This is a genomic window from Phycisphaerales bacterium, from assembly GCA_035627955.1.
GTDB lineage: Bacteria > Planctomycetota > Phycisphaerae > Phycisphaerales > UBA1924 > JAEYTB01.
The window spans coordinates 313,658-334,391 of sequence record DASPKU010000007.1 but is presented as its reverse complement, the minus strand read 5'-3'; the positions used below and the strand labels follow the sequence as shown (position 1 = coordinate 334,391).

Sequence of the window (20,734 nt, the reverse complement as noted above, 5' to 3'; positions counted from 1 at the left end):
GGCGGTATGGATATGCAAGGGGGCGGATCACGCCGGCGGCGCCGGCGTGGACGCGGGGGTCGTGGGCGTGGCGGCGGTTTCCAGGGCGGGCAGCAGGGCGGCGGCACCGCCACCCAACCCCGACCCCAGCAAGGCTTTGCCGGCGGCCCCCAAGGACAGGGCCCGGGTCAACATCAGGATCAAGGTCGAGGCCAGGGCGGCCACCAGGGCCAGCAGCACCAGAACGGCGCCTACCAGAACGGCCAGCCCCCAGCCAACCGGCCCGGCCCACGCTTCCTCGACGTTGACGGCCGCCCCATCGAGTTCCCCCCCAACTGCCGCCGCTTCGAGGACCTCACCAGCGTCGACCCAGCCCCTCGACTCACCCTTGAGTACCCCGGCTGCCCAGCCTCCTGCCGGTTGATCGACCTCTTCTGCCCCATCGGCCGCGGCCAGCGCGGCCTCATCGTCTCGCCCCCCAAGGCCGGCAAGACCACCCTCCTCAAGGACATCGCCACCGCCCTCCTCCGCAACCACCCCGATGTCGAGGTCGTGGTGCTGCTCGTCGACGAGCGCCCCGAAGAGGTCACCGACTTCCGCCGCACCTTCGTCTCCGCCGCGGCCACCGGCGGCGCCGCCCTCGCCGACGAGATGCTCGCCCACGGCGAGGGCCCCAAGCTCCTCGCCGAGGCCAACGCCGGCGGCGGCCCGGTGGTCCCGCCCAAGCAACGCTGCCGCGTCATCGCCTCCAGCAACGACCACCCCGTCGAGCGCCACATCCAGGTCGCCATCGACACCATCGACCGCTGCAAGAAGATGGTCGAGGCCGGTGCCCACGTGGTGGTGCTGATGGACTCCCTCACCCGCGTCGGGCGCGCCTTCAACCAGAGCCGCAAGCACGCCAGCAGCGGCCGCACCCTCTCGGGCGGCCTCGACAGCAAGGCCCTGGAGGTCCCCCGCCAGCTCTTCGGCTCCGCCCGCAACACCGAGGAGGCCGGCAGCCTCACCATCATCGCCAGCTGCCTGGTGGACACCGGCAGCCAGGCCGATCAGGTCATCTTCGAGGAGTTCAAGGGCAGCGGCAACATGGAGCTCATCCTTGACCGCAAGATCGCCGAGCGCCGCATGTTCCCCGCCATCAACCTCGCCGAGAGCGGAACCCGCAAGGAGCACCTGCTCCTCACCGAGCAGGAGGTCAAAACCATGACCGCCCTCCGCCGCCGCCTCCTCTCCATGCCCCCGCCCCAGCAGGTCGAACAACTCCTCGCCGCCCTCAAACGCTTCCCGACCAACGCAGGTCTGGTCGGCAGCGTGAGCTGAACGACTCGGCTGTCTTGGCTCCGAAGGAGCCCAGGAGTGTTGCCACCAGTGGAGCGAGTCGCGCTTCGCGACGAGCGCAACTGGTGGAGAGCGGCACCCTCGACCCCCTCCCGCTTCCCAGACCCGCTCCGAAGGAGCGGAGGAGGACACTTTGCGCGCACCCCCAACCCAGCACACCCGCGCTCACTCCACGCCCCGGTAGCATCACCCCGCCCATGTCCCCGCCCAGCCCATCCTCCTGGACCCACGCCACCGGCAAGGTCACCTTCTTTGCCACCTTCCTCCTCATCGGCGGCGGCTTCTGCCTGCCGATGAGCGGGCTGCCGATCGAGCCCTGGTGGCTCTTCGTGGGGGCCGCGTCGGTCGTCATCCTCGCCCTCGTCTGGTGGAAGGTCGGCGAGCACCGCTGGACCGCCCACCTCGAGCGGCACGACTACTGCGTCTGCGTCCGCTGCGGCTACCCGCTCCCCACCGGCCCCGACGCAGGCCGCTGCCCCGAGTGCGGCGACCCCTACTCTCGCGCCGCCGCGGCCCAAACCTGGCGAGAACGCCTCACCGGCGCCGCCGAGAAGCACGACAGTTGAGAAACGTGCCACGAGCTTCTGGCTCTGCGGAAGGTAGTGGCTCCGCGCAGGTCACCCTGTGACGCGAACCAGTCGTGCTCGGCTCCAACGGAGCCCCGGAGTGTTGCCACCAGTGAAGCGAGTCGCGCTCCACGACGAGCGCAACTGGTGGAGAGCGGGACCCCTCAACCCGCTCCTTCATCCCGCTCCGAAGGAGCGGAGGAGAACCGCTGACACGCAACAAGCTGCTGACAGTCCGGCTGCGGCCGCCACTCACCGCGCAACGCACCCCTGGAAACGCCTCAGCCGCTGCTCGGTCACCTTCGTCGACGTCCCGTCATGGAAGATGTTGCGCGACTCGATGATCTCCGGCCATCCCGAACGCTCTTCGAGGATGAACTCGATCTCCAGGGTGTTCGCCGCGCCCGCAGCCACGGCTTCATCGACGAACCTCTCCGGGAAGGGTTTGCCGCCGGTCCGATCCACCATCGCCACGAACGACTCCATCAGCTCGCGCGTGTCCGGCCTGACCACTTCGTGGAAACGCAGGTGGCGGTCACCCACCCGCTCAACACTCAGCGTTCGGCTCGAACTAATGAATCCTTCGCCGAACGGGTTTGGGCCGGGCTGATTGTCGGTCATCTCGGCTCCGATGAACCCCTGCTTGCCGAGGACCGCCATGAACAGCGATGGGTGCTTGAACACCGACGTCAGGAGCAGCCGCCGGTCCTCCCCGAAACCCTCGTACACACTCTTAAGTCTCTCGATTGTCTCTCTCGGCGCCCCCTTGAGCCGCATCTCGCGCATGTGCGCCTTCGCATACCGGTCCAGCCACGCGCGCCCTTCTTCGAAGTTGTGCAGCTCGTGACCCACGATGCCGGTCCCAAACCGCACCTGAGGGTCAAACTCGAAGTTGAGAGCCGCGGTGGAGTTCCGCGGCAGCGTGAGATGAGGCGGCGGCTCCGTGTCGAACTCGAGCACCACAAGGTCCGGCGTTGCCTTGATCACCGTGACCGTCAACTGGACTTCAACGACTTCGCCGTCGAGCGATCCGTTGTCGGGGGTGAGCGCCACGAGGTAATCCATCCGGTCCCCCCTGCGCCACTCGGGCGAGACCGTGTAAGGCTCCGGCGCTTGCACCGAGAGCGTCGGCGGAGCCTGCTGCGGAGCTGCCTCGGGCTGGCCCATTCCCCGCGGGCCCGATGAGCAGCCCCCCACCGCGAGCACGCAGAAAATGAGGATGCTGGCCAGTATCGCGCAGACGCGAGGAGTCATCATCCTCAAAAGGTACTCGAACGCACGGTGCCGATGTGTGAAGCGCGGTACGCTCAACCCGGCGCGCCCTCGCGTCGAAGAGATCGAATGCGCCTGGCTCCAAAGGAGCCCCGGAGTGTTGCCACCAGTGGAGCGAGTCGCGCCTCGCGACGAGCGCAACTGGACTGCGGGACCCATCAACGCCCTGGCGCCTCACTTTCTCCAGTTGACTGCTGCTCTTGGGCCTCCGAAGGAGCCCCGAAGTGTTGCCACCAGTGGAGCGAGTCGCGCCTCGCGACGAGCGCAACTGGACTGCAGGACCCATCAACGCCCTGGCGCCTCGCTTTCTCCAGTTGACCGCTGCTCTTGGGCCTCCGAAGGAGCCCCGGAGTGTTGCCACCAGGTGGAGCGAGTCGCGCCCCGCGACGAGCGCAACTGGACTGCGGGACCCATCAACGCCCTGACGCCTCACTTTCTCCAGCTGACTGCTGCGCTTGGGGCTCCGAAGGAGCCCCGGAGTGTTGCCACCAGTGGAGCGAGTCGCACTTCGCGACGAGCGCAACTGGTGGAGAGCGGACCCATCAACCCCTTCCCCACTCCCAGACCCGCTCCGAAGGAGCGGAGGAGGATCACTCGCACGCCGCCCCTCAATGTAAGTACGCGCACCCCCGCGCGAAGCCACTACCTTTCGCAGAGCCGAAAGGTAGTGGCACGTATCGTCACATCAGTAAGGTGATGCCACCCGCCCGCTCACCGATGAACCGCACGGCGAGCCGCTGCGGAGCCTTCTCCTGTCCGCCGAGGACGACCCCGCCGACACCATCCGCCCGCGCCTGGAGACCATGGGCGCCGACCTGTCCAAGATCGACATCATCGACGCCATCATCGAGGACGGCGACGAGGACCGCGTCAGCGACTTCATCATCGGCGAGCACTCGCGCGACTTGGCCCAGCTGCTGACGGCGGGCGAGCCGGTGGGGCTGCTGGTGGTCGATCCGGTGTCGGCCTACGTGGGCGGCACCGACAGCTACAACAACGCCCAGGTGCGGGCGATGCTCAAGCCGCTCAGCGACCTGGCCGCGGACCACGATGTGGCGGTGGTGCTCGTCACCCACATGCGCAAGAGCGAGGCGGCCAAGGCCCTGCACGCCGCCATGGGCTCGCTCGCGTTCACCGCCGCGGCCCGCGTGGTGCTGCTGGTCAGCCGCGACAAGGACGACCCCGAGCTGCGGCTGCTGCTCACGGTCAAGAGCAACCTCGCCAGCGACCGCACCGGCTACCGCTACAAGGTCGAGGGCGGCAAGGTCGAGTGGGTCGAGGTCGTCGAGGGTCAGGCCGACGAGCTGCTCAAGGGCGAGCCCCGGATGGGCAAGGCGGGTGACAGGGCGGGCGAGAAGCAGCAGGCCATGGACGCCTTCGCCCAGCAGCTGAAGGCAGCGATGGCCGCGGGGCCGGTGCCCACGGCCGCCGTGCGCGACATGGCGCTCAGGGCGGGCGTCTCCTGGCTCGTGGTGCAGAAGCCCAACTTCAAGTCGCAGTACGGGTTCTCCTCCCGCAAAGAGGGCAGCACGTGGATGTGGTTTGTGAAGTGAGTCAATGTTCCATGTTCAATGTTGACCGCGAGGCCGGGGCGACTGCTCCGGCTTCGTCTATTGGGCAAGCCCACCCCACCCCCTCACGCCGCCCGCCGCCCCGCCCTCCCCCCCGCCGCCAGCGGGATCTGCAGCATCCGCGCCACCGCCAGCTTCCACCCGGGCACCTCCGCCGCCCCCGCCGCGCTCAGAGCCTCCGCCGTCGAGCCCATCACGTTCAGCCGCCGGAACACGCCGGTGGACTTCATGAGCCGGCGCGTGTCGCGCGAGAAGCCCACCACCATGAGTGAGCCGCCCATCTGGGCCGCCCGTTCGGTCAGCCTGATCAGGGTGTTCAGCCACGCGCACGAGAACTGCTGGATGCCCGCGACATCCACGATCACGGCCCGCCCGCGGTTGCGGTCCACCACGTCCGCCAGGTAGGAGTGCAGCACCGACGCCTGCCACTCCCGCACCGCCGGGCACGCCAGCGTCACCACCGCCGCGTCCCCCACGCGGGAGAAGCTGAACACCGTGCCCTCCGAGTTCTGCAGCGTGGCCACCGCGCTCCCGCCCGTTGCCGAGCCGGTCGCAGTGGGGGAGGTAAACGACGTACCCGTGGACTCCATGCAGGCTTCCTTCCTTGGCTGCGGGGGGCCCTGCATCCCTGCACGGCCGCCGCCTGGACGTTGCGAACGCGCGCCCCATGGACGTGGGGAACGCCGAACAGACCCGCCCCGAAGGTGAAAAACAGGCGGGCCCAACGCCACCAACGGAGAGTCCCCGCACTCACAAAGGGGGCTGGACACGGTCGGGTGGCGCGGCCTATGTGTTCTATCCCGCGGCGCCGCCGCACTTTGCGGACCCGCGCCCGGGCCTGTTAGCGTGAGCGACCCCGCCGCGCTCCCTCCCCAGGGGGGCGCGGCGGTCAGCAGAGAAGAAGAGGAGTCATGGCCAACCTCATTGAGCTCCGCGGACTGACCAGACGCTTCCCCGGCGGCATCCTCGCCGTGGACAACATCAGCTTCACCGTCGGCCCGGGCGAAGTGCTCGGGTTTCTCGGACCTAACGGCGCCGGCAAGAGCACGACCATGAAGATGGTCACCGGCTTCCTCGCCCCCACCTCCGGGACAGCGATCGTCGCCGGGCACGACGTCGCCAGGGAGCCCCTCAAGGCCAAGGAGCAGATCGGCTACCTCCCCGAAGGCGCCCCCGGCTACCCCGATATGACCGCCCAGGCCTTCCTGGAGTTCTGCGCCGCCGCCCGCGGCCTCCGCGCCCAGGCCAGACGCGACGCCGTCGCCAAGGCCGTGAAGCGCGCCAACCTCGAGGGCGTCCTCCGCCAGCCCATCGAGACGCTCTCCAAGGGTTTCAAGCGCCGCGTCGGCCTCGCCCAGGCGATCCTGCATGATCCGCGCGTGCTGATCCTCGACGAGCCCACCGACGGCCTGGACCCCAACCAGAAGCACGAGGTCCGCAACCTCATCCGCGAGATGGCGGGAGCGGGCGGCAAGGCCATCGTGCTCTCGACGCACATTCTCGAAGAGGTGGAGGCCGTGTGCACGCGGGCGATCATCATCGCCGGAGGCAAGGTCGTCGCCGACTCGACGCCCGCCGAGCTCTGCAAGCGGCACCCGAGCGGCAGGCTCGAGGATGTCTTCCGCGAAATGACCGGCCGCCGCAACGAACGCAAGCTTCAGGAGGTGGGGGCATGAGAGGCGCAACCGCCGTCTTCAAACGCGAACTGTCGGGGTACTTCGTCACCCCCGTCGCGTACGTGTTCATCGTCGTCTTCCTTGTCCTCGCCGGCGTCTTCGCCTGGGACCGCGGCATGGGCGGCTTCTGGGACCACGGCCAGGCCGACCTCCGCAGCTTCTTCGGCTTCATGCCCTGGCTCTTCCTCTTCCTGATCCCCGCCGTCTCGATGCGCATGTGGGCCGAGGAACGCCGCGCCGGGACCATCGAGCTCCTGCTCACGCTCCCCATCTCCCTCACGGGCGCGGTCGTGGGCAAGTTCCTCGCCGCGTGGGTGTTCGCCGCGATCGCCCTGCTGCTCACCTTCCCGATGTGGGTCACCGTCAACTACCTCGGCGAGCCCGACAACGGCGCCATCGCCACCGCCTACCTCGGCAGCGTCCTCATGGCCGGCGGCTTCCTCGCGGTCGGCTCGCTCCTCAGCGCCGCCACCAAGAGCCAGGTCGTCGCGTTCATCCTCACGGTGGTCGCCTGCTTCGCCCTGCTGCTCGCCGGCTTCACCCCCGTCATCGAGTTCCTCCGCGGCTGGGCGCCCGCAGCGATCGTCGACGCGGTCGCCAGCTTCAGCTTCCTCACGCGGTTCGACGGCCTCTCCAAGGGCGTTGTCGACATCCGCGACCTGGTGTTCTTCGGTTCACTCATGGCCGTGTGCCTCGCCGGCACCAGCCTCGTCCTCGAGGCCAAGAAGGCGGAGTAACGACGCATGCGACGCGCTGGATTGATCGGCGGCATCATCGCCCTCATCGTGCTCTTCTTCGCGGTGAACATGCTGGCCACAGCCGGCCTCCGCAACACCCGCCTGGACCTCACCCAGGGCAAGGTGTTCACCCTCACCCAGGGCTCGCGCAACATCGCCGCGGGCATCGAAGAGCCCGTCACCCTCACGTTCTACTACAGCAGCAAGCTCGCCCAGGGCACCCCGCAGGTGCAGACCTACGCCCGGCGCGTCCGCGAACTGCTCGAGGAGTACGTCCGCATCAGCGGCGGCAACATCAAGCTCAGCGTCGTCGACCCCGAGCCCAACAGCGAGGCCGAGGACGAAGCCATCGCCGCGGGCGTCACCGGCGTCCCCGTCGGCCCCGGCAAGAGCCTGTACCTGGGCCTCGTAGGCACCAACACCACCGATGGCCGCGAGGTGATCCCCTTCCTCAGCCCCGACCCCAGCAAAGAGCGCTTCCTCGAGTACGACGTCTCGCGGATGCTCTACGCCCTCAACAACCCCAAGAAGAAAGTCGTCGGCCTCATCACCCCCCTCCAGATGTCCGGCGGCTTCACTTTCGACCAGCGCACCCGCCAACCCGTCCGCACCCCCAGCTGGCAAATCGCCGAGCAGATCCGCGGCACCTTCGAGCTCCGCCAGCTCTCCGGCACCCAGAAGGAAATCCCCGCCGACATCAACGTGCTCATGGTCGCCCACCCCAAGAACCTCGACGACCAGACCCTCTTCGCCATCGACCAGTACGTCCTCAAGGGCGGCCGCCTCGTCGCCTTCGTCGACCCCTTCTGCGAGAGCGACGAGAGCGCCGGCCAGGACCCCACCGCCCGCTTCAGCGAGTTCACCAAACTGCTCGACACCTGGGGCGTCGAGGTCGTCCGCGGCCAGATCGCCGCCGACAAGTCCCTCGCCAAAATCGTCATGTACGGCAACCAGCAGCGCCCCGAGCGCGTCACCTACGTCCCTTGGATCGGCCTCACCCGCGAGCAGCTCACCAAGGACGACCCCGTCACCGGCCAGCTGAACACCGTCAACTTCGCCAGCAGCGGCTTTATCCGCGCCAAGGCCGACGCCGCGCCCGCCGAAGGCCAGGCGCCCGCGAGCAAGCCCAAGGCCACCATCGCCCCCCTCGCCTCCACCACCGCCGGCGCCTGGGAAATGCCGGTGATGGAGCTCGCCATGCCCACCGGCCCCGACCCCAAGGCCATGCTCGAACACTACCAGGCCGGCACGCAGCCCCTCGTCGTCGCCGCCCGCCTCAGCGGCGAGGTCGAGACCGCCTTCCCGAATGGGCTGCCCGCCGCGGGCGAGACCCCCGCCGTCCCCGCCGGCGTGCAGAAGGGCCCGCTCAACGTCATCCTTGTCGCCGATGCCGACCTGCTCAGCGACAACCAGTGGATCCGCGTGCAGAACTTCTTCGGCCAGAACCTCGGCACCAAGCTCGCCGACAACGCCGACTTCGTCATCAACGCCCTCGAGAACATGAGCGGCAGCAGCGACCTCATCGGCGTCCGCGCCAAGCCCAGCGAGCAGCGCCCCTTCGACCTCGTCCAGAAAATGCAGCGCGAGGCCGAGGAGAAGTACGCCGCCGAGCAGAAGGCCCTCAACCTCAAGCTCCAGGACACCGTCCGCAAGCTCGAGGAGCTCCAGGCCAAGCGCGGCAGCGACGACAACAACCTCGTCCTCACCCCCGAGCAGCAAAAAGTCCTCGACGACCTCCGCGTCGAGCACGCCAGTACCCGCAAGCAGCTCCGGCGCGTCGAGCACGGCCTCAGCCAGGACATCGAAACCCTCGGCATGAAGCTCCGTCTCATCAACATCGCCCTCATCCCCGCCCTCGTGACCGTGGGCGCACTGGGCCTCGCCGGGTTCAGGGCCGCCCGCAGGCGCCGCAAGGCATGAGCCTCTCGCGGAGACGCTGAAGCGCGGAGTCAATGCACGGCGGTTTGTACATTCAGTGACACGGTGAAGCGATGAACAACAAGACTGTCGGCGGATTGGTTGTGGCTGCTCTTCTCCTCGCAGCGGGCGCGGCCGTGGTTGTCTCCCGCTCAGGCGACCGCGCCGGCTCCTCAAGCGCGGCCGCCGCCGCCAACGGCGAGCTCCTCCTCCCCAAGGCCCGCGAGCAGCTCGGCAAAATCGCCAAGGTCCGCCTCAAGCGCGGCGCCGTCGAGACCGTCCTCGAGTCCAAGGAACAGGACGGCAAGCCCCAGTGGGTCGTCGCCAGCAAGCACGCCTACCCCGCCGAAAGCGAGCGCGTCCGCAAGCTCATCGGGGAGGTGCTCGACGCCCGCATCGTCGAGACCAAGACCGCCAAGCCCGAGCTCTACGACCGCATCGGAGTCGGCGAGGTAGACAAGCCCGGCGCCGCGGGCGCCCTCATCGAGCTCAGCAACGCGCAGGGTCAGCCCCTCGGCAGCGTCATCATCGGCAACGCTTCCAGCGCCCCCAGCGGCGAGGACCCTGCCCTTGCCCGCCCGCGCTACTTCGTCCGCCGCAGCGGCGAGCCCCAGAGCTACCTCGCCGCCGGCAACCTCGTCATCACCCCCGAGCCCATGTCGTGGGTCACGCGCTCCGCCTTCGACCTCGACCTCCAACGCGTCCGCAGCGCAACCATCACCCACAAGGCCGCACACGCAACGCCAGAGACACCGCCCGCCGACCAGATCGTCTCCGTCTCCAAGGCCCTCCCCGCCGACCCCGCCTTCAAGCTCGACAACCTGCCCGAGGGCCGCGCCCTTAAGGACGAGTACGCGCCCATGCGCGTGGCCCAGGCCCTCACCGGCGTCACCATCGACGACGTCGCCCCAGCCTCGACCATCGACATGAGCAGCCCCGAGCTCACCGCCCAGGCCCGCACCTTCGACGGCCTCATCATCACCGCCTCCGCCGTCACAAAGGACGGCAAGCGCTGGTGGTCCATCAAGGCGGCGCACGAAGACCCCGCCCAGCCGCCCGCGGACGACGCCGCGAAGGCCGCCATCGAAGCCGCGAAGACCAAGGCCGCGCAGATCAACCAGCGCCACGCCGCTTGGGTCTACATCCTGCCCGACTACAAGGTCACCAACCTCACCACCAAGCTCGAGGACGTCCTCAAGCCCATCGAGCCGCCGCCCGCGCCCACCCCCGAAACGGCGCCGCTCCCACCCGCCCCGACGTCGCCAACCCCGCCCGCTCCCGCGCCCACCACACCGCCGCAGCCCACACCCACGGAAACCCCCGCGCCCGCCCCTGCGCCTCAACAGCAGCCCGAGTGAAGACGGGCGTGAACATGGGCAAGCCGCCGCCACGCCCGCCCGCGCGCATGAACCACCCTTGACAGGCATTGGGGTCTTCGCCCGATAAATCGGTCTTTTCCCGGGGGCGGCGAAACAGGGGGGGACGAACGGCCGAATCGGTGGCATGTTGGCTTTGTTGGGGTCGTCAGGGGCCGTGAAGTCGGTATTCTGGTCCCTGCCCGATTCGGGTTCCCGGTCCGTGCGGTCGTTCGCCCGCAAGGGTCGGAAGGGGTGTTCAGGGTTCCGCGGCGGTTTCCGCCGCCTGCTTCGCATTACGGAGACGTTCTCGATGACCACGAGCTACACGCGCGGTTTCGCGCCCTTCATTCTGTTGGCACTCGCCGGCATCGCCACTCCCGCCCTCGCCGGCCCTCTTGAGCACGCCCCCGTCGACTTCAACGCCTTCGACGTCTCCTTCCAGGACGGCCGCACCCATTCCCAGATCCGCGGCCCCATGGTCGTCAACAAGGTCCTTGGCATTCTCGAGAGCGGCGATCCCGACGACCGCGGCCCCATCGCCGCGTGCTTCGCCGACGGCACCAGCCCCGAGGTCATGGCCGCGGTGAACGCCGCCATGGCTGACGGCTATCAGAGCCGCTACCAGATCGGTACACGCTGGTCCGTCGGCAACCCCGGCGACCGCCTCCAGATCACCTGGAGCTTCGCGCCCGACGGCCTGAGCATCCCGGCCAACGGCCAGATCCCCAGCGAGGCGACTTCGCCCAACATCCTCTTCCAGCGCATGGACCAGCTCTTCTCCGGCCTGGGCGGACGCACCACCTGGGTCACGCAGTTCGAGAACTCCTTCGCCCGCTGGGAGGCCCTCACCGGCCTCACCTACACCCGCGTGCGTATGGGCGCCAACGACTGGGACGACGGCGCCGCATGGGGCACCGGCAGCGGTACCAACCGGGGCATGGTCCGCATCGCCATGCACCCCATCGACAACAACAGCAACGTCCTGGCGTACAACTCCTTCCCCGACAACGGCGACATGGTCATGGACTCCGCCGAGAACTGGAACTCCCCGGGCGGCACCTACCTCTTCCTCCGCAACGTCATCATGCACGAGCACGGGCACGGCCTGGGCCTCGCCCACGTTTGCCCCATGAACTCCACCAAGCTCATGGAGCCCCTGCTCGCCACCAACTTTGACGGCCCCCAGCTCGACGAAATCCGCGCCGGCCACGAGAGCTACGGCGACGCCCTTGAGCCCAACAACAACGCCGCCGGCGCCACCGACCTCGGCGCCCTCGTCCCCGGCCAGAACCTCATCCTCGGCAACGTCCCCGCCCCAACCGTCACCAATGCCGCCACCCTCAGCCTCGACGCCTTCGGCGAGGTCGACTGGTTCAAGTTCACCGTCGAGGACCCGCGCCTCGTCGACATCACCCTGACCCCCCACGGCACCACCTACCTCGACGGCCAGCAGAACGCCAACGGGTCCTGCTCCGCCGGCGCCAACGAGAACGCCCTCGCCGCCACCGACCTGCTGCTCACCGTCTTCAAGTCCAACGGCACCACCGTGCTCCGCACCAACAACGAGTCCGCCGCCGGCCTCGTTGAGTCCATCTCCGGGCTGATGGTGGCCAACGGCACCACCTACGTGCGCGTCTCCCAGGCGGGGCCCCTCGCCACCGTGCAGCTCTACAAGCTCAACATCTCGGTCCGCTCCACCAACCTCACGCCCAGCGCCACCGACGGCACCTTCAGCGACAAGGTCCGCGTGACGTGGAGCTCCATCCCCGACGCCACCGCCTACCAGGTCTACCGCAACACCAGCAACGCCACCTTCGGCGGCACCAACGTCAGCCCCTCGCTCCCCGCGGGCACCACCTCCTTCGAAGACACCACCGCCAACCCCGGCACCACGTACTACTACTTCCTCAAGGTCATCCAGCCCGACGACCCCAACTTCCGCTTCACCTCCACCGATGGCGACACCGGCCGCCGCAACGCCCTGCCCACCGCCAACGCCGGCCCCGACCAGACCGTCGTGGACACCGACAACAGCGGCTCCGAGGCCGTCACGCTCAACGCCTCCGCCAGCTCCGACAGCGACGGCTCCCTCACCATCTACCGCTGGCAGGAGGGCTTCACCACCCTCGCCCAGACCAGCAGCCCCACCAGCAACGTCAACCTCACCCAGGGCTCGCACACGATCACCCTCACCGTCTTCGATAACAACTCCGGCATCTCCACCGACACCGTCGTCGTCGACGTCGTCCCCCCGGGCGGCGGCTGCCCCGGCGACGAGTGCGGCCCGCAGGACTTCAACGGCGACGGCGACAGCGGCACCGACCAGGACATCGAGGCCTTCTTCTCCTGCCTGGGCGGCAACTGCTGCGAGAGCTGCTTCTGCCAGGGCGCCGACTTCAACGGCGACGGCGACACCGGAACCGATCAGGACATCGAGGCCTTCTTCCGCGTCCTGGGCGGCGGCACCTGCTGAGATTCGCAAGGGAGACAGCGCGGAAACACCAAGGTTCGTGCATCCCACCGGGGTTCCCTCCGGATAGCCTGTGCTGCCGCGGGTGGTCGGCGGCCCAAAGGAGGAGAGACCCCGTGAAGACATCGATCCTGCCCGTGGCCTGCGTCGTCGCCCTGTCCGGCCTCGCGGGCCCCTGCGCCCTCGCGCAGTTCTCGTCCGACCCCGCCAACAACCTGACCATCGCCGACCGCACCGGCGATCAGGTCCAGCCCAAGGTCCGCGCCGCGCCCGACGGCGGCCTTTACGTGAGCTGGTTCGACAACTCCACCGGCGGCTACGACGTCTATCTCCAGCGTCTGGACGCCGCGGGCAACGAGCAGTGGGCCCACAACGGCGTGCTCATCGCCGACCGCGCTGTGTCCTCGACGCAGGACTACGACGTGGTGGTGGACGCCCAGGGCAACGCAACCCTCGCGTTCAACGACGATGGCGGCGTCTCGGGCACCCCCCAGCAGGTCACCGTCAAGAAGGTCGCGCCCGACGGCAGCATCGTGTGGGCGCGCACCATCACCACCGACAGCACCTTCAAGGGCCCGCCTCAACTCACGCTCCTCACCGACGGCGGGTACGCGGTCGGATGGACCGCGGGCACCAGCCCCAGCAGCTGGACGATGCAGAGGCTCGACGCCACCGGCCAGCCGCAGTGGTCCGGCAACGGGATCAATGTCATTGAGCCAACCCGCTACACGGCGCTGTCCGATATTCAGGCTTCGGACAACGGCTCCTTCATCGTGCTCTGGATCCGCGGCACCAGCACCAGCGCCACCACCAGCAGCAAGCACCTGCTCGCGATGAAGTACGACAGCACCGGCGCCCCGCTCTGGACACCCACCACCGTCGCCGCGCCACTCGGCCCCGTCACCGGCGTCGTCGTGTACCAGCCCACCCCCGGCTCCGCGTGGTCCACCTCCACCACCACCGGCACCTACAACGCCACCCTCGGCGGCTCCATCCAGAACGGCTACTTCCCCACCATGATCCCCGACGGCCAGGGCGGCGTCGTCATCGGCTGGTACGAGAACGGCGGCCCCCGCAACGCCTACATCCAGCACCTCCACGCCGACGGCTCGTACCAGTTCCCCATCAACGGCGTCTCCAACGTCCTCGGCCCCGGCACCCGCATCCGCATCGGCGCCGAGGCCGCCTACGACGCCTCCACTCAGACCTATTACCTCGCGTCCCCCGAGAGCAACGCCAGCCCTCAGGGCAACTACAGCACCATCGTCAACGCCTTCAACGCTTCCGGCGCACGCCTGTGGTCCGACCTCGGCACCACGGTCATCCCGGCGAACGCCAACCAGTCCTCCTTCGTCCAGTGTCAGGCGATCGACGGCGGCGCCATCGTTGCCGGGTTCGACGCCCGCAGCACCGCCCCGACCCACGTCGTCTTCGCCGCCCGGGTGAACGCCGAGGACGGCGCTGTCGCCTGGAGCAACCTGCCTTCCTCCACCGTTGTCAGCAAGAGCCGTCTCAGCTCGACCAAGCTCGCCAACGGCTCGGTGGTGCTGGGCTGGAGCAATGGCGCCTCGGGCGGCGCTGCCGACATTCAGGTGCAGAACGTGAACCCGGACGGCACCTTCGGCGGCCCCTCCTGCCCCGGCAACGCCTGCGGCCCCCAGGACTACAACGGCGACGGCGATTCCGGCACCGACCAGGACATCGAGGCGTTCTTCGCCTGCCTCGGCGGCAACTGCTGCGACGCCTGCTTCTGCCAGGGGAGTGACTTCAACGGCGACGGCGACTTCGGCACCGACCAGGACATCGAGGCCTTCTTCCGCGTCCTGGGCGGAAACGCCTGCTAGTTCGAGCGATTCCACAGGCCCGCCGGCGAAAGCCGACGCGCCTGCTTGCAGGAAAGGGGTGTGGTCATGAAGGGTCTCGCCGCGGCGCTGCTCTGCGCCCTCGCTTCCACAACGCTCGCGCAAACCCCAACCACGGACGACTGCGGCGACGCCTGCCATGACGGCTGCGGCAAGGCACACATGGCCCGCCTCCGCGCCGACGCCGGCCTCCTCTCCGAGCCCTGGTCCCACGCCTACTCCCCCCGCGAGGCCCTGGGCGACACCGACGTCCTCTCCTACGTCCTCGACATCGAGGTCAACCCAACCAACGAGACCATCACCGGCTCCAACCTCATCACCGTGAAGAGCCTGGTCAACGGCCTCACCCAGTTCACCTTCGTCCTCCGCAGCCAGTACACCGTCAGCTCCATCCTCCTCAACAGCGCCACCCCCGCCACCGCCACCACCCCCGCCGCCAACAGCTACCGCCGCACCATCACCCTCGACCGCCCCTACAACGCCAACGAGGTCTTCACCGTCCGCATCGCCTACAGCGGCACGGCCATCTCCCGCGGCATGGGCTCCATCGAGTTCACCACCCAGAACGGCACCGCCGGTCAGCCCGTGATGGTCGCCACCCTCAGCGAGCCCTACTTCGCCGCGACCTGGTGGCCGTGCAAGGATGGCGACGTCTTCCTCGCCGGCGACAACACCGACAAGGCGACCATCGACTTCTCCATCACCGCGCCCGAGGCCTACCGCTCCGTGGCCAACGGCGTGCTCGCCTCCGTCACCACGCCCGCCGCGGGCAAGCGCAAGTACCGCTGGGTCTCCAACTACCCGACCGCGACGTACCTGGTCGCCTTCGCCACCACCGTCTACAACACCTGGACCCTCAACTACAGCTACCCCCTTTCCAACGGCGGCACCGGCAGCATGCCCGTCGAGTTCAACATCTACCCCAGCAGCGACACGCCCACCAACCGCGCCGCGTGGGAGCGCGTGGTCCCCATGCTCGCCGCCTTCCGCCCCTTCTACGGCGAGTACCCCTTCGTCAACGAGAAGTACGGCATCTACGAGTTCAACTTCTCCGGCGGCATGGAGCACCAGACCAACTCCGGCCAGGGCACCTTCAACGAGGGCGTCACCGCCCACGAGCTCGCCCACCAGTGGTGGGGCGACGCCGTCACCTGCCGCACCTGGTCCGACATCTGGCTCAACGAGGGCTTCGCCACCTACAGCGAGGCGCTGTGGGAAGAGCGCAAGCCCGGCAGCTCCGGCGCGCCCGCCTACCGCGCCGCCATGAACGCCCGCAAGCCCGCCAACGTCGGCGACAGCGTCTATGTCACCAACGTCGCCGACGTGAACCGCATCTTCAGCAGCACCTACACCTACCGCAAGGGCGGTTGGGTCGTCCACATGCTCCGCGGCCTGGTCGGCGACGAGACCTTCTACGACATCATGCAGGGCCACCGCCTCGCCCACGAGGGCACCGCCGCCACCACCGACGACTTCATCGCGGTGGCCAACAGCGTCGCCGGCCAGGACCTCACCTGGTTCTTCCGCCAGTGGGTCTACGGCATCGGCGCGCCCGCGTACGCCTACGGCGTGCAGCCCTTCACCGTCGCCGGCCAGAACTACGCCCGCGTCAGCCTCCGCCAGACGCAGAACGCCGCGTGGCCCGGCGCCGGCGCGCCCGCTGGTTACTTCGCCATGCCCCTCGACCTTCGCGTCGAAACCTCCACCGGCTCGCAGACCGTCAAGCTCAACAACAACGCCCGCACGCAGAACTTCGTCATCCCCATCAACGGCGCGTACACCGACGCCGCGCTCGACCCGCTCGACTGGGTCCTCAACACCGCCAAGACCGCCGAGTCCCATCAGAACGGCCCCCCCGTTGTGCTGACGACCTCCCCCGCGCCAAGCGCCACCCTCATCGCCGCGCCCACCAGCGTTCAGGTCACCTTCAGCGAGGCCGTCACCGTCGCGCCCGGCGCCATCACGCTCACCGGTCCCGGCGGCACCATCCCCGGCTCGCAGACCTACACCGCCGGCACCTTCACCGCCACCTTCACGCCCACCCAGCCGCTTACTCCCGGCGACTACACCGTCAGCGTGAGCGGCGTCACCAGTAACCTGACCGGCCTCACGCTCGACGGCGACATCCCCGGCACCATGCTCGTCAACCAGCCCGCCCTCCCCAGCGGCAACGGCGTCGCGGGCGGCCCCGCCTCCTTCACCTTCTCCATCCAGGGCTCCACCTGCGGCACCGCCGACTTCAACAACGACGGCGACATCGGCACCGATCAGGACATCGAGGCCTTCTTCGCGTGCCTGGGGGGCAACTGCTGCCCCGGCTGCTACACCGGCGGCGCCGACTTCAACGCCGACGGCGACACCGGCACCGACCAGGACATCGAGTCCTTCTTCCGAGTCCTGGGCGGCGGCAACTGCTGAGCAATACACCCACCCCCACCCGCGTTCACCTGCGACGAATCGGGGGACACATGGGAGCTCCGCACATGCGCCTGACCACCGCTGCAATCCTCGCGCTCGCATCCGGCGCGCACGCACAGGTCCGTCAGGAGCTCATCGCGCCCGTCGCCACGGAGCCCGCGATCACCGGCTGGACCGGTAACCATGCCGCCGCGTTCGACCCCAATATCGCGCACCGGCAGCGGCTCGTCCTGTTCCTCCACGGTCAGGGCGGCACCGGCTCGGGCGCCCGCGAGCTCCTGAAACTGGCCGCCGAGGAAGGGTTCCACGCGGTCGGCCTCACGTACCCCAACGACTGGTCGCCCTTCAACTTCTGCAACGGCTCCACCGACCCCGACTGCGCGCTCAAGGTGCGCCGCGAGCTCATCATCGGCGTCAACCACTCGCCGTTCATCACCGTCAACCGCCCCGACTCCCTCGAGAACCGCCTGATCAAGCTCCTGCTGCACCTCGACACGCTGCACCCCGGCGAGGGCTGGGGGGACTACCTCGAGAACAACGCCATCCGCTGGAGCGACATCGTCGTGTGGGGCCACAGCCAGGGCGGCGGCAACGCCGGCGTCATCGCCAAGGACCATGAGCTCGCCCGCTGCTGCACTTCGGCACCCGCGGCTGACGGAGGCCCGGGCAACCCGGCCGCGTGGTGGGCCCAGCACGCCACACCCTCCGCGCAGTACTTCGGCCTCTGCCACACGCAGGACGCGCTCTCGCAGAAGGTCGCCTTCTGGACCGCCCTGGGCGCCCCCGGCCCCGTGACCGACATCGCCACGACCACGCCGCCCTACGCGGGCTCGCAGCAGCTCTCGACGTCCATCGCCCCCGCCGTCGCCGGCCAGTACCACAACAGCCCCGTGATGGACAGCGTCACGCCGCGCAACACCGACGGCACGGCGCGCTACCGCGAGGTCTGGCGTCACATGCTCACCGCCGACGCGGGCGAGCCCCCCGCGCCGACATCGTGGGACGACGTCGTGTATGCCACCGTCCCCGTCACCGGGGGCGGCACCATCAACCTCCACATGGACATCCACGGCGCCACCACGCAGAGCGGCCCGCACCCCGTCATCGTCTGGATCCACGGCGGCGGATGGCAGTCCGGCAGCCACAACCAGACCCCCTCGTTCGCACTCGCCCTCCGCGAGCGCGGCGTCACCATCGCCAGCATCGAGTACCGCCTCAGCAACGAGGGCGTGTTCCCCGCGCAGCTCCACGACTGCAAGGGCGCGATCCGCTACCTCCGCGCCAACGCCGGGCTCTACGGCATCGACCCCGAGCGCATCGGTGTGTGGGGCTCCTCCGCCGGCGGCCACCTCGCGTCGCTCGTCTCCACCACCAGCGGCGACGCGTCGTTCGAGGGCAGCACCGGCGGCAACGGCGCGTTCTCCAGCGCGGTGCTCGCGGGGGCCGCGTTTTACCCGCCCGCCGACCTCCTCAACATGCAGCCCGACTGCGCCCTGCAGAGTGTGGGCTGCTCCTTCAACCACGACGACCCGACGTCCCCCGAGTCCAAGCTGCTGGGCGTAAGCGGCGCGGGTGAGGGCCTCGGGTGGCTGCGCGCCAACCTGAGCAACCCCAGTGAGCCCTTCCCTGCGCTCGCCTCGCGGGCCGCGAGCAGCAGCCCCGTCGCACAGGTCGACGCCAACGACCCGCCCATGTTCCTCGTCCACGGCGACGTTGACACCGTCGTCCCGCTCAACCAGAGCCTCCGCCTCCGCGATGCGCTGAACGGTGCGGGCGTGGGCGTCACGCACATCGTCGCCCCGGGCTTCGGGCACGGCTCCGTCGGCACCACCCTCAGCGCCGCCACCGGCGAGTGGCTCCGCACGCAACTCATGTCCTGCACCGCCGACTTCAACCACGACGGCGACACCGGCACCGACCAGGACATCGAGGCGTTCTTCGCCTGCCTGGGCGGCACCTGCTGCCCCGCCTGCACCGGCGCCGACTTCAACGCAGACGGCGACATCGGCACCGACCAGGACATTGAGAGCTTCTTCCGCGTGCTCGGTGGGGGCCCCTGCTGAAGCAGGAACCGCGGCTGTGAGGGAGCGGCACGCCCGCGCTTCGCGGGCGTGATGTGCGGCGCTGGACTCTGCGACGCGGTTGTTCCGTGGAGCGGTCGGCCCCGCGGCGGGGCCGAACCCTCCCTGACGGTCGGGGTTCCTGTTGCGCAGGATCATGTTGGCGGCGCGGCGGGCGGTTTCGTCGTGCTGGCAGAATCGAGTGATGGCGACCAGGCGTGAGAGGGCCTGGTGGGTGGCCTCGGCCTGGAGTGTTGAGGTGCGCTGGTGAGCGATGCGCTCGACCTTGTCGAGGCGGGCGCGGATGTGGGGCTGGTCGGCCCAGTCGGCGAGCTTGAGGACGGAGGTGTTGAGTTCACCGGCGAGCTCGGGGAGGCGGGTGTCGTGGGCGAACCATGCTTCGAGGAGCTCCTGGTCGCGGGGGGTGAGGGGAATGTCGGATGTCGGAGGTCGGATGTCGGCAGGGAGCGGGCCGGGCTGTTCCTGGTCTGAGTTCATGGTGGGCCTCTAACCAACCCGGTGTGGGTCACGTTTGTGCGCGCGGTTTTGACTTGCGCGCGGGGGTGGTGGGGCTTGGGGGCGGTAATTCTCGGTGGAAGAAAAAGTGGGAAAGTGGCGGATTGGGTTGGTGCGCGGGCGGGGTTGTGCGCACAGACGTGGATTTAGGGGTGCAAGTGGTGGGTGGGTGGGGGGTTGGGCGCGGAGGGGTTTGCGCGCGGTTGGGGACAACGGTTGCGCTTGGTTGCGCTCCTGCTTTGCAGGGCACTCCTCCGCCCCTTTCGGGGCGGTGTGAGCCGAGCGCTCGGGATCCACCAGTTGCGCTTGCGGCGAAGCGCCGCTGCGCTCCACTGGTGGCAACACTCCGGCGTCCCTTTTGGGGCGGGGAAGTATGCAGGCGTCGCGTCAGTCGATGCCGCGTTGCCAGGCGAGGTTGGTGTAGGCGATGGTGAGGGGGAGGAGAGCGGTGGAGAGGATGCAGCCGAGCGCGGCGATGGGGGCGGTCCAGGGGCTTTGGGGTCGAGCGCGGAGGGTGTTGAAGGCGGAGCGGGCGAAGATGATGAGGTAGGCCGCGGCGAGGGCGGCGAGGCCCGCGTAGGTGATGAGGCGTCCGATCCAGAAGGGTGTGGGGAGGATCCAGAAGGCGGCGGCGAGGCCAACGGTCCAGGCGGCGAAGCGGTGGAGTCGTCGGAGCTCGGGGGAGAGCGATGCGGGGGTGATGATCAGGATGGGGGCGAGGGCTGCCGCGACGGCGAGCGCGAGTGCGCCGATGTCGCTGATCGTGCGGTCGATGCTGGCCTCGTCGTCGGGGGCGCTGGCGAGAAGGCTGAGGAGGCGCGGGGCGGCCGCGGCGAAGGCGGCGAGGAGGGGGGTGGAGAGGGCGAGCCCGATGCGCTGGGGGCGGAGCGTGGGGGTGGGCTCGGGCATGGAGCTATAGCGTACTGGGTGGGGGGTGAGTTCAGGGGCATTTGTGTGGGTGTGAGAACGCACGGCCGCGAGGCGCGGCCGTATC

At 68.9% G+C, this 20,734-nt stretch carries 15 protein-coding genes; 12 read left to right on the top strand and 3 right to left on the bottom strand.

The window, feature by feature from the left end; all coding sequences use genetic code 11:
- Window positions 1-6 precede the first annotated feature (6 nt).
- Both VD997_07560 and VD997_07555 read left to right on the top strand, forming a co-directional pair.
- Complete coding sequence (locus VD997_07560) at window positions 7-1,299, top strand: hypothetical protein (GenBank protein ID HYE61839.1); 1,293 nt, start codon at window positions 7-9, stop codon at window positions 1,297-1,299.
- 215 nt (window positions 1,300-1,514) lie between these two features.
- On the top strand, window positions 1,515-1,883 hold the full coding sequence (locus VD997_07555; protein ID HYE61838.1) for a hypothetical protein: 369 nt from the start codon (window positions 1,515-1,517) through the stop codon (window positions 1,881-1,883).
- Between the two features lie 252 nt (window positions 1,884-2,135).
- On the opposite strand, the gene VD997_07550 is transcribed toward VD997_07555, so the two are convergent.
- A complete protein-coding gene (locus tag VD997_07550; protein ID HYE61837.1) occupies window positions 2,136-3,140 on the bottom strand; it encodes a hypothetical protein in 1,005 nt (334 codons plus the stop codon).
- 752 nt (window positions 3,141-3,892) lie between these two features.
- Between VD997_07550 and VD997_07545 the strand changes: the two genes are divergently transcribed.
- Window positions 3,893-4,708 carry an AAA family ATPase gene (locus VD997_07545; GenBank protein HYE61836.1) on the top strand — a complete coding sequence of 272 codons (816 nt, stop codon included), beginning with the start codon at window positions 3,893-3,895 and terminating at the stop codon, window positions 4,706-4,708.
- Window positions 4,709-4,791: 83 nt separating this feature from the next.
- Here VD997_07545 and VD997_07540 read toward each other — a convergent pair whose 3' ends face one another.
- A complete protein-coding gene (locus VD997_07540) occupies window positions 4,792-5,316 on the bottom strand; it encodes an STAS domain-containing protein (GenBank protein ID HYE61835.1) in 525 nt (174 codons plus the stop codon).
- Between the two features lie 321 nt (window positions 5,317-5,637).
- On the opposite strand from VD997_07540, the gene VD997_07535 reads away from it, so the two are divergent.
- The 9 genes from VD997_07535 (at window position 5,638) to VD997_07495 (ending at window position 19,716) form a co-directional block, all read left to right on the top strand.
- Window positions 5,638-6,402, top strand: a complete 765-nt coding sequence (locus VD997_07535; GenBank protein HYE61834.1) for an ABC transporter ATP-binding protein — start codon at window positions 5,638-5,640, stop codon at window positions 6,400-6,402.
- Entirely contained in the window at window positions 6,399-7,139 is a 741-nt protein-coding gene (locus VD997_07530) for an ABC transporter permease (GenBank protein HYE61833.1), read from the top strand. The genes VD997_07535 and VD997_07530 overlap by 4 nt, the downstream gene beginning before the upstream one ends.
- A 6-nt stretch (window positions 7,140-7,145) precedes the next feature.
- Entirely contained in the window at window positions 7,146-9,059 is a 1,914-nt protein-coding gene (locus tag VD997_07525) for a Gldg family protein (protein HYE61832.1), read from the top strand.
- A 71-nt stretch (window positions 9,060-9,130) separates the two neighbouring features.
- Entirely contained in the window at window positions 9,131-10,414 is a 1,284-nt protein-coding gene (locus VD997_07520) for a DUF4340 domain-containing protein (GenBank protein ID HYE61831.1), read from the top strand.
- Between the two features lie 310 nt (window positions 10,415-10,724).
- Window positions 10,725-12,887 (top strand): matrixin family metalloprotease, encoded by a 2,163-nt coding sequence (locus VD997_07515; GenBank protein HYE61830.1) that lies wholly within the window; start codon window positions 10,725-10,727, stop codon window positions 12,885-12,887.
- A gap of 113 nt (window positions 12,888-13,000) precedes the next feature.
- Complete coding sequence (locus VD997_07510; GenBank protein HYE61829.1) at window positions 13,001-14,728, top strand: hypothetical protein; 1,728 nt, start codon at window positions 13,001-13,003, stop codon at window positions 14,726-14,728.
- A 66-nt stretch (window positions 14,729-14,794) separates the two neighbouring features.
- A complete protein-coding gene (locus VD997_07505; protein HYE61828.1) occupies window positions 14,795-17,164 on the top strand; it encodes a M1 family aminopeptidase in 2,370 nt (789 codons plus the stop codon).
- Window positions 17,165-17,229: 65 nt separating this feature from the next.
- Window positions 17,230-19,227 carry an alpha/beta hydrolase gene (locus VD997_07500; protein ID HYE61827.1) on the top strand — a complete coding sequence of 666 codons (1,998 nt, stop codon included), beginning with the start codon at window positions 17,230-17,232 and terminating at the stop codon, window positions 19,225-19,227.
- Between the two features lie 264 nt (window positions 19,228-19,491).
- Window positions 19,492-19,716 (top strand): hypothetical protein, encoded by a 225-nt coding sequence (locus VD997_07495; GenBank protein ID HYE61826.1) that lies wholly within the window; start codon window positions 19,492-19,494, stop codon window positions 19,714-19,716.
- 411 nt (window positions 19,717-20,127) lie between these two features.
- Here the strand turns inward: VD997_07495 and VD997_07490 are convergent, their stop codons facing one another.
- On the bottom strand, window positions 20,128-20,649 hold the full coding sequence (locus VD997_07490; protein ID HYE61825.1) for a hypothetical protein: 522 nt from the start codon (window positions 20,647-20,649) through the stop codon (window positions 20,128-20,130).
- Window positions 20,650-20,734 lie beyond the last annotated feature (85 nt).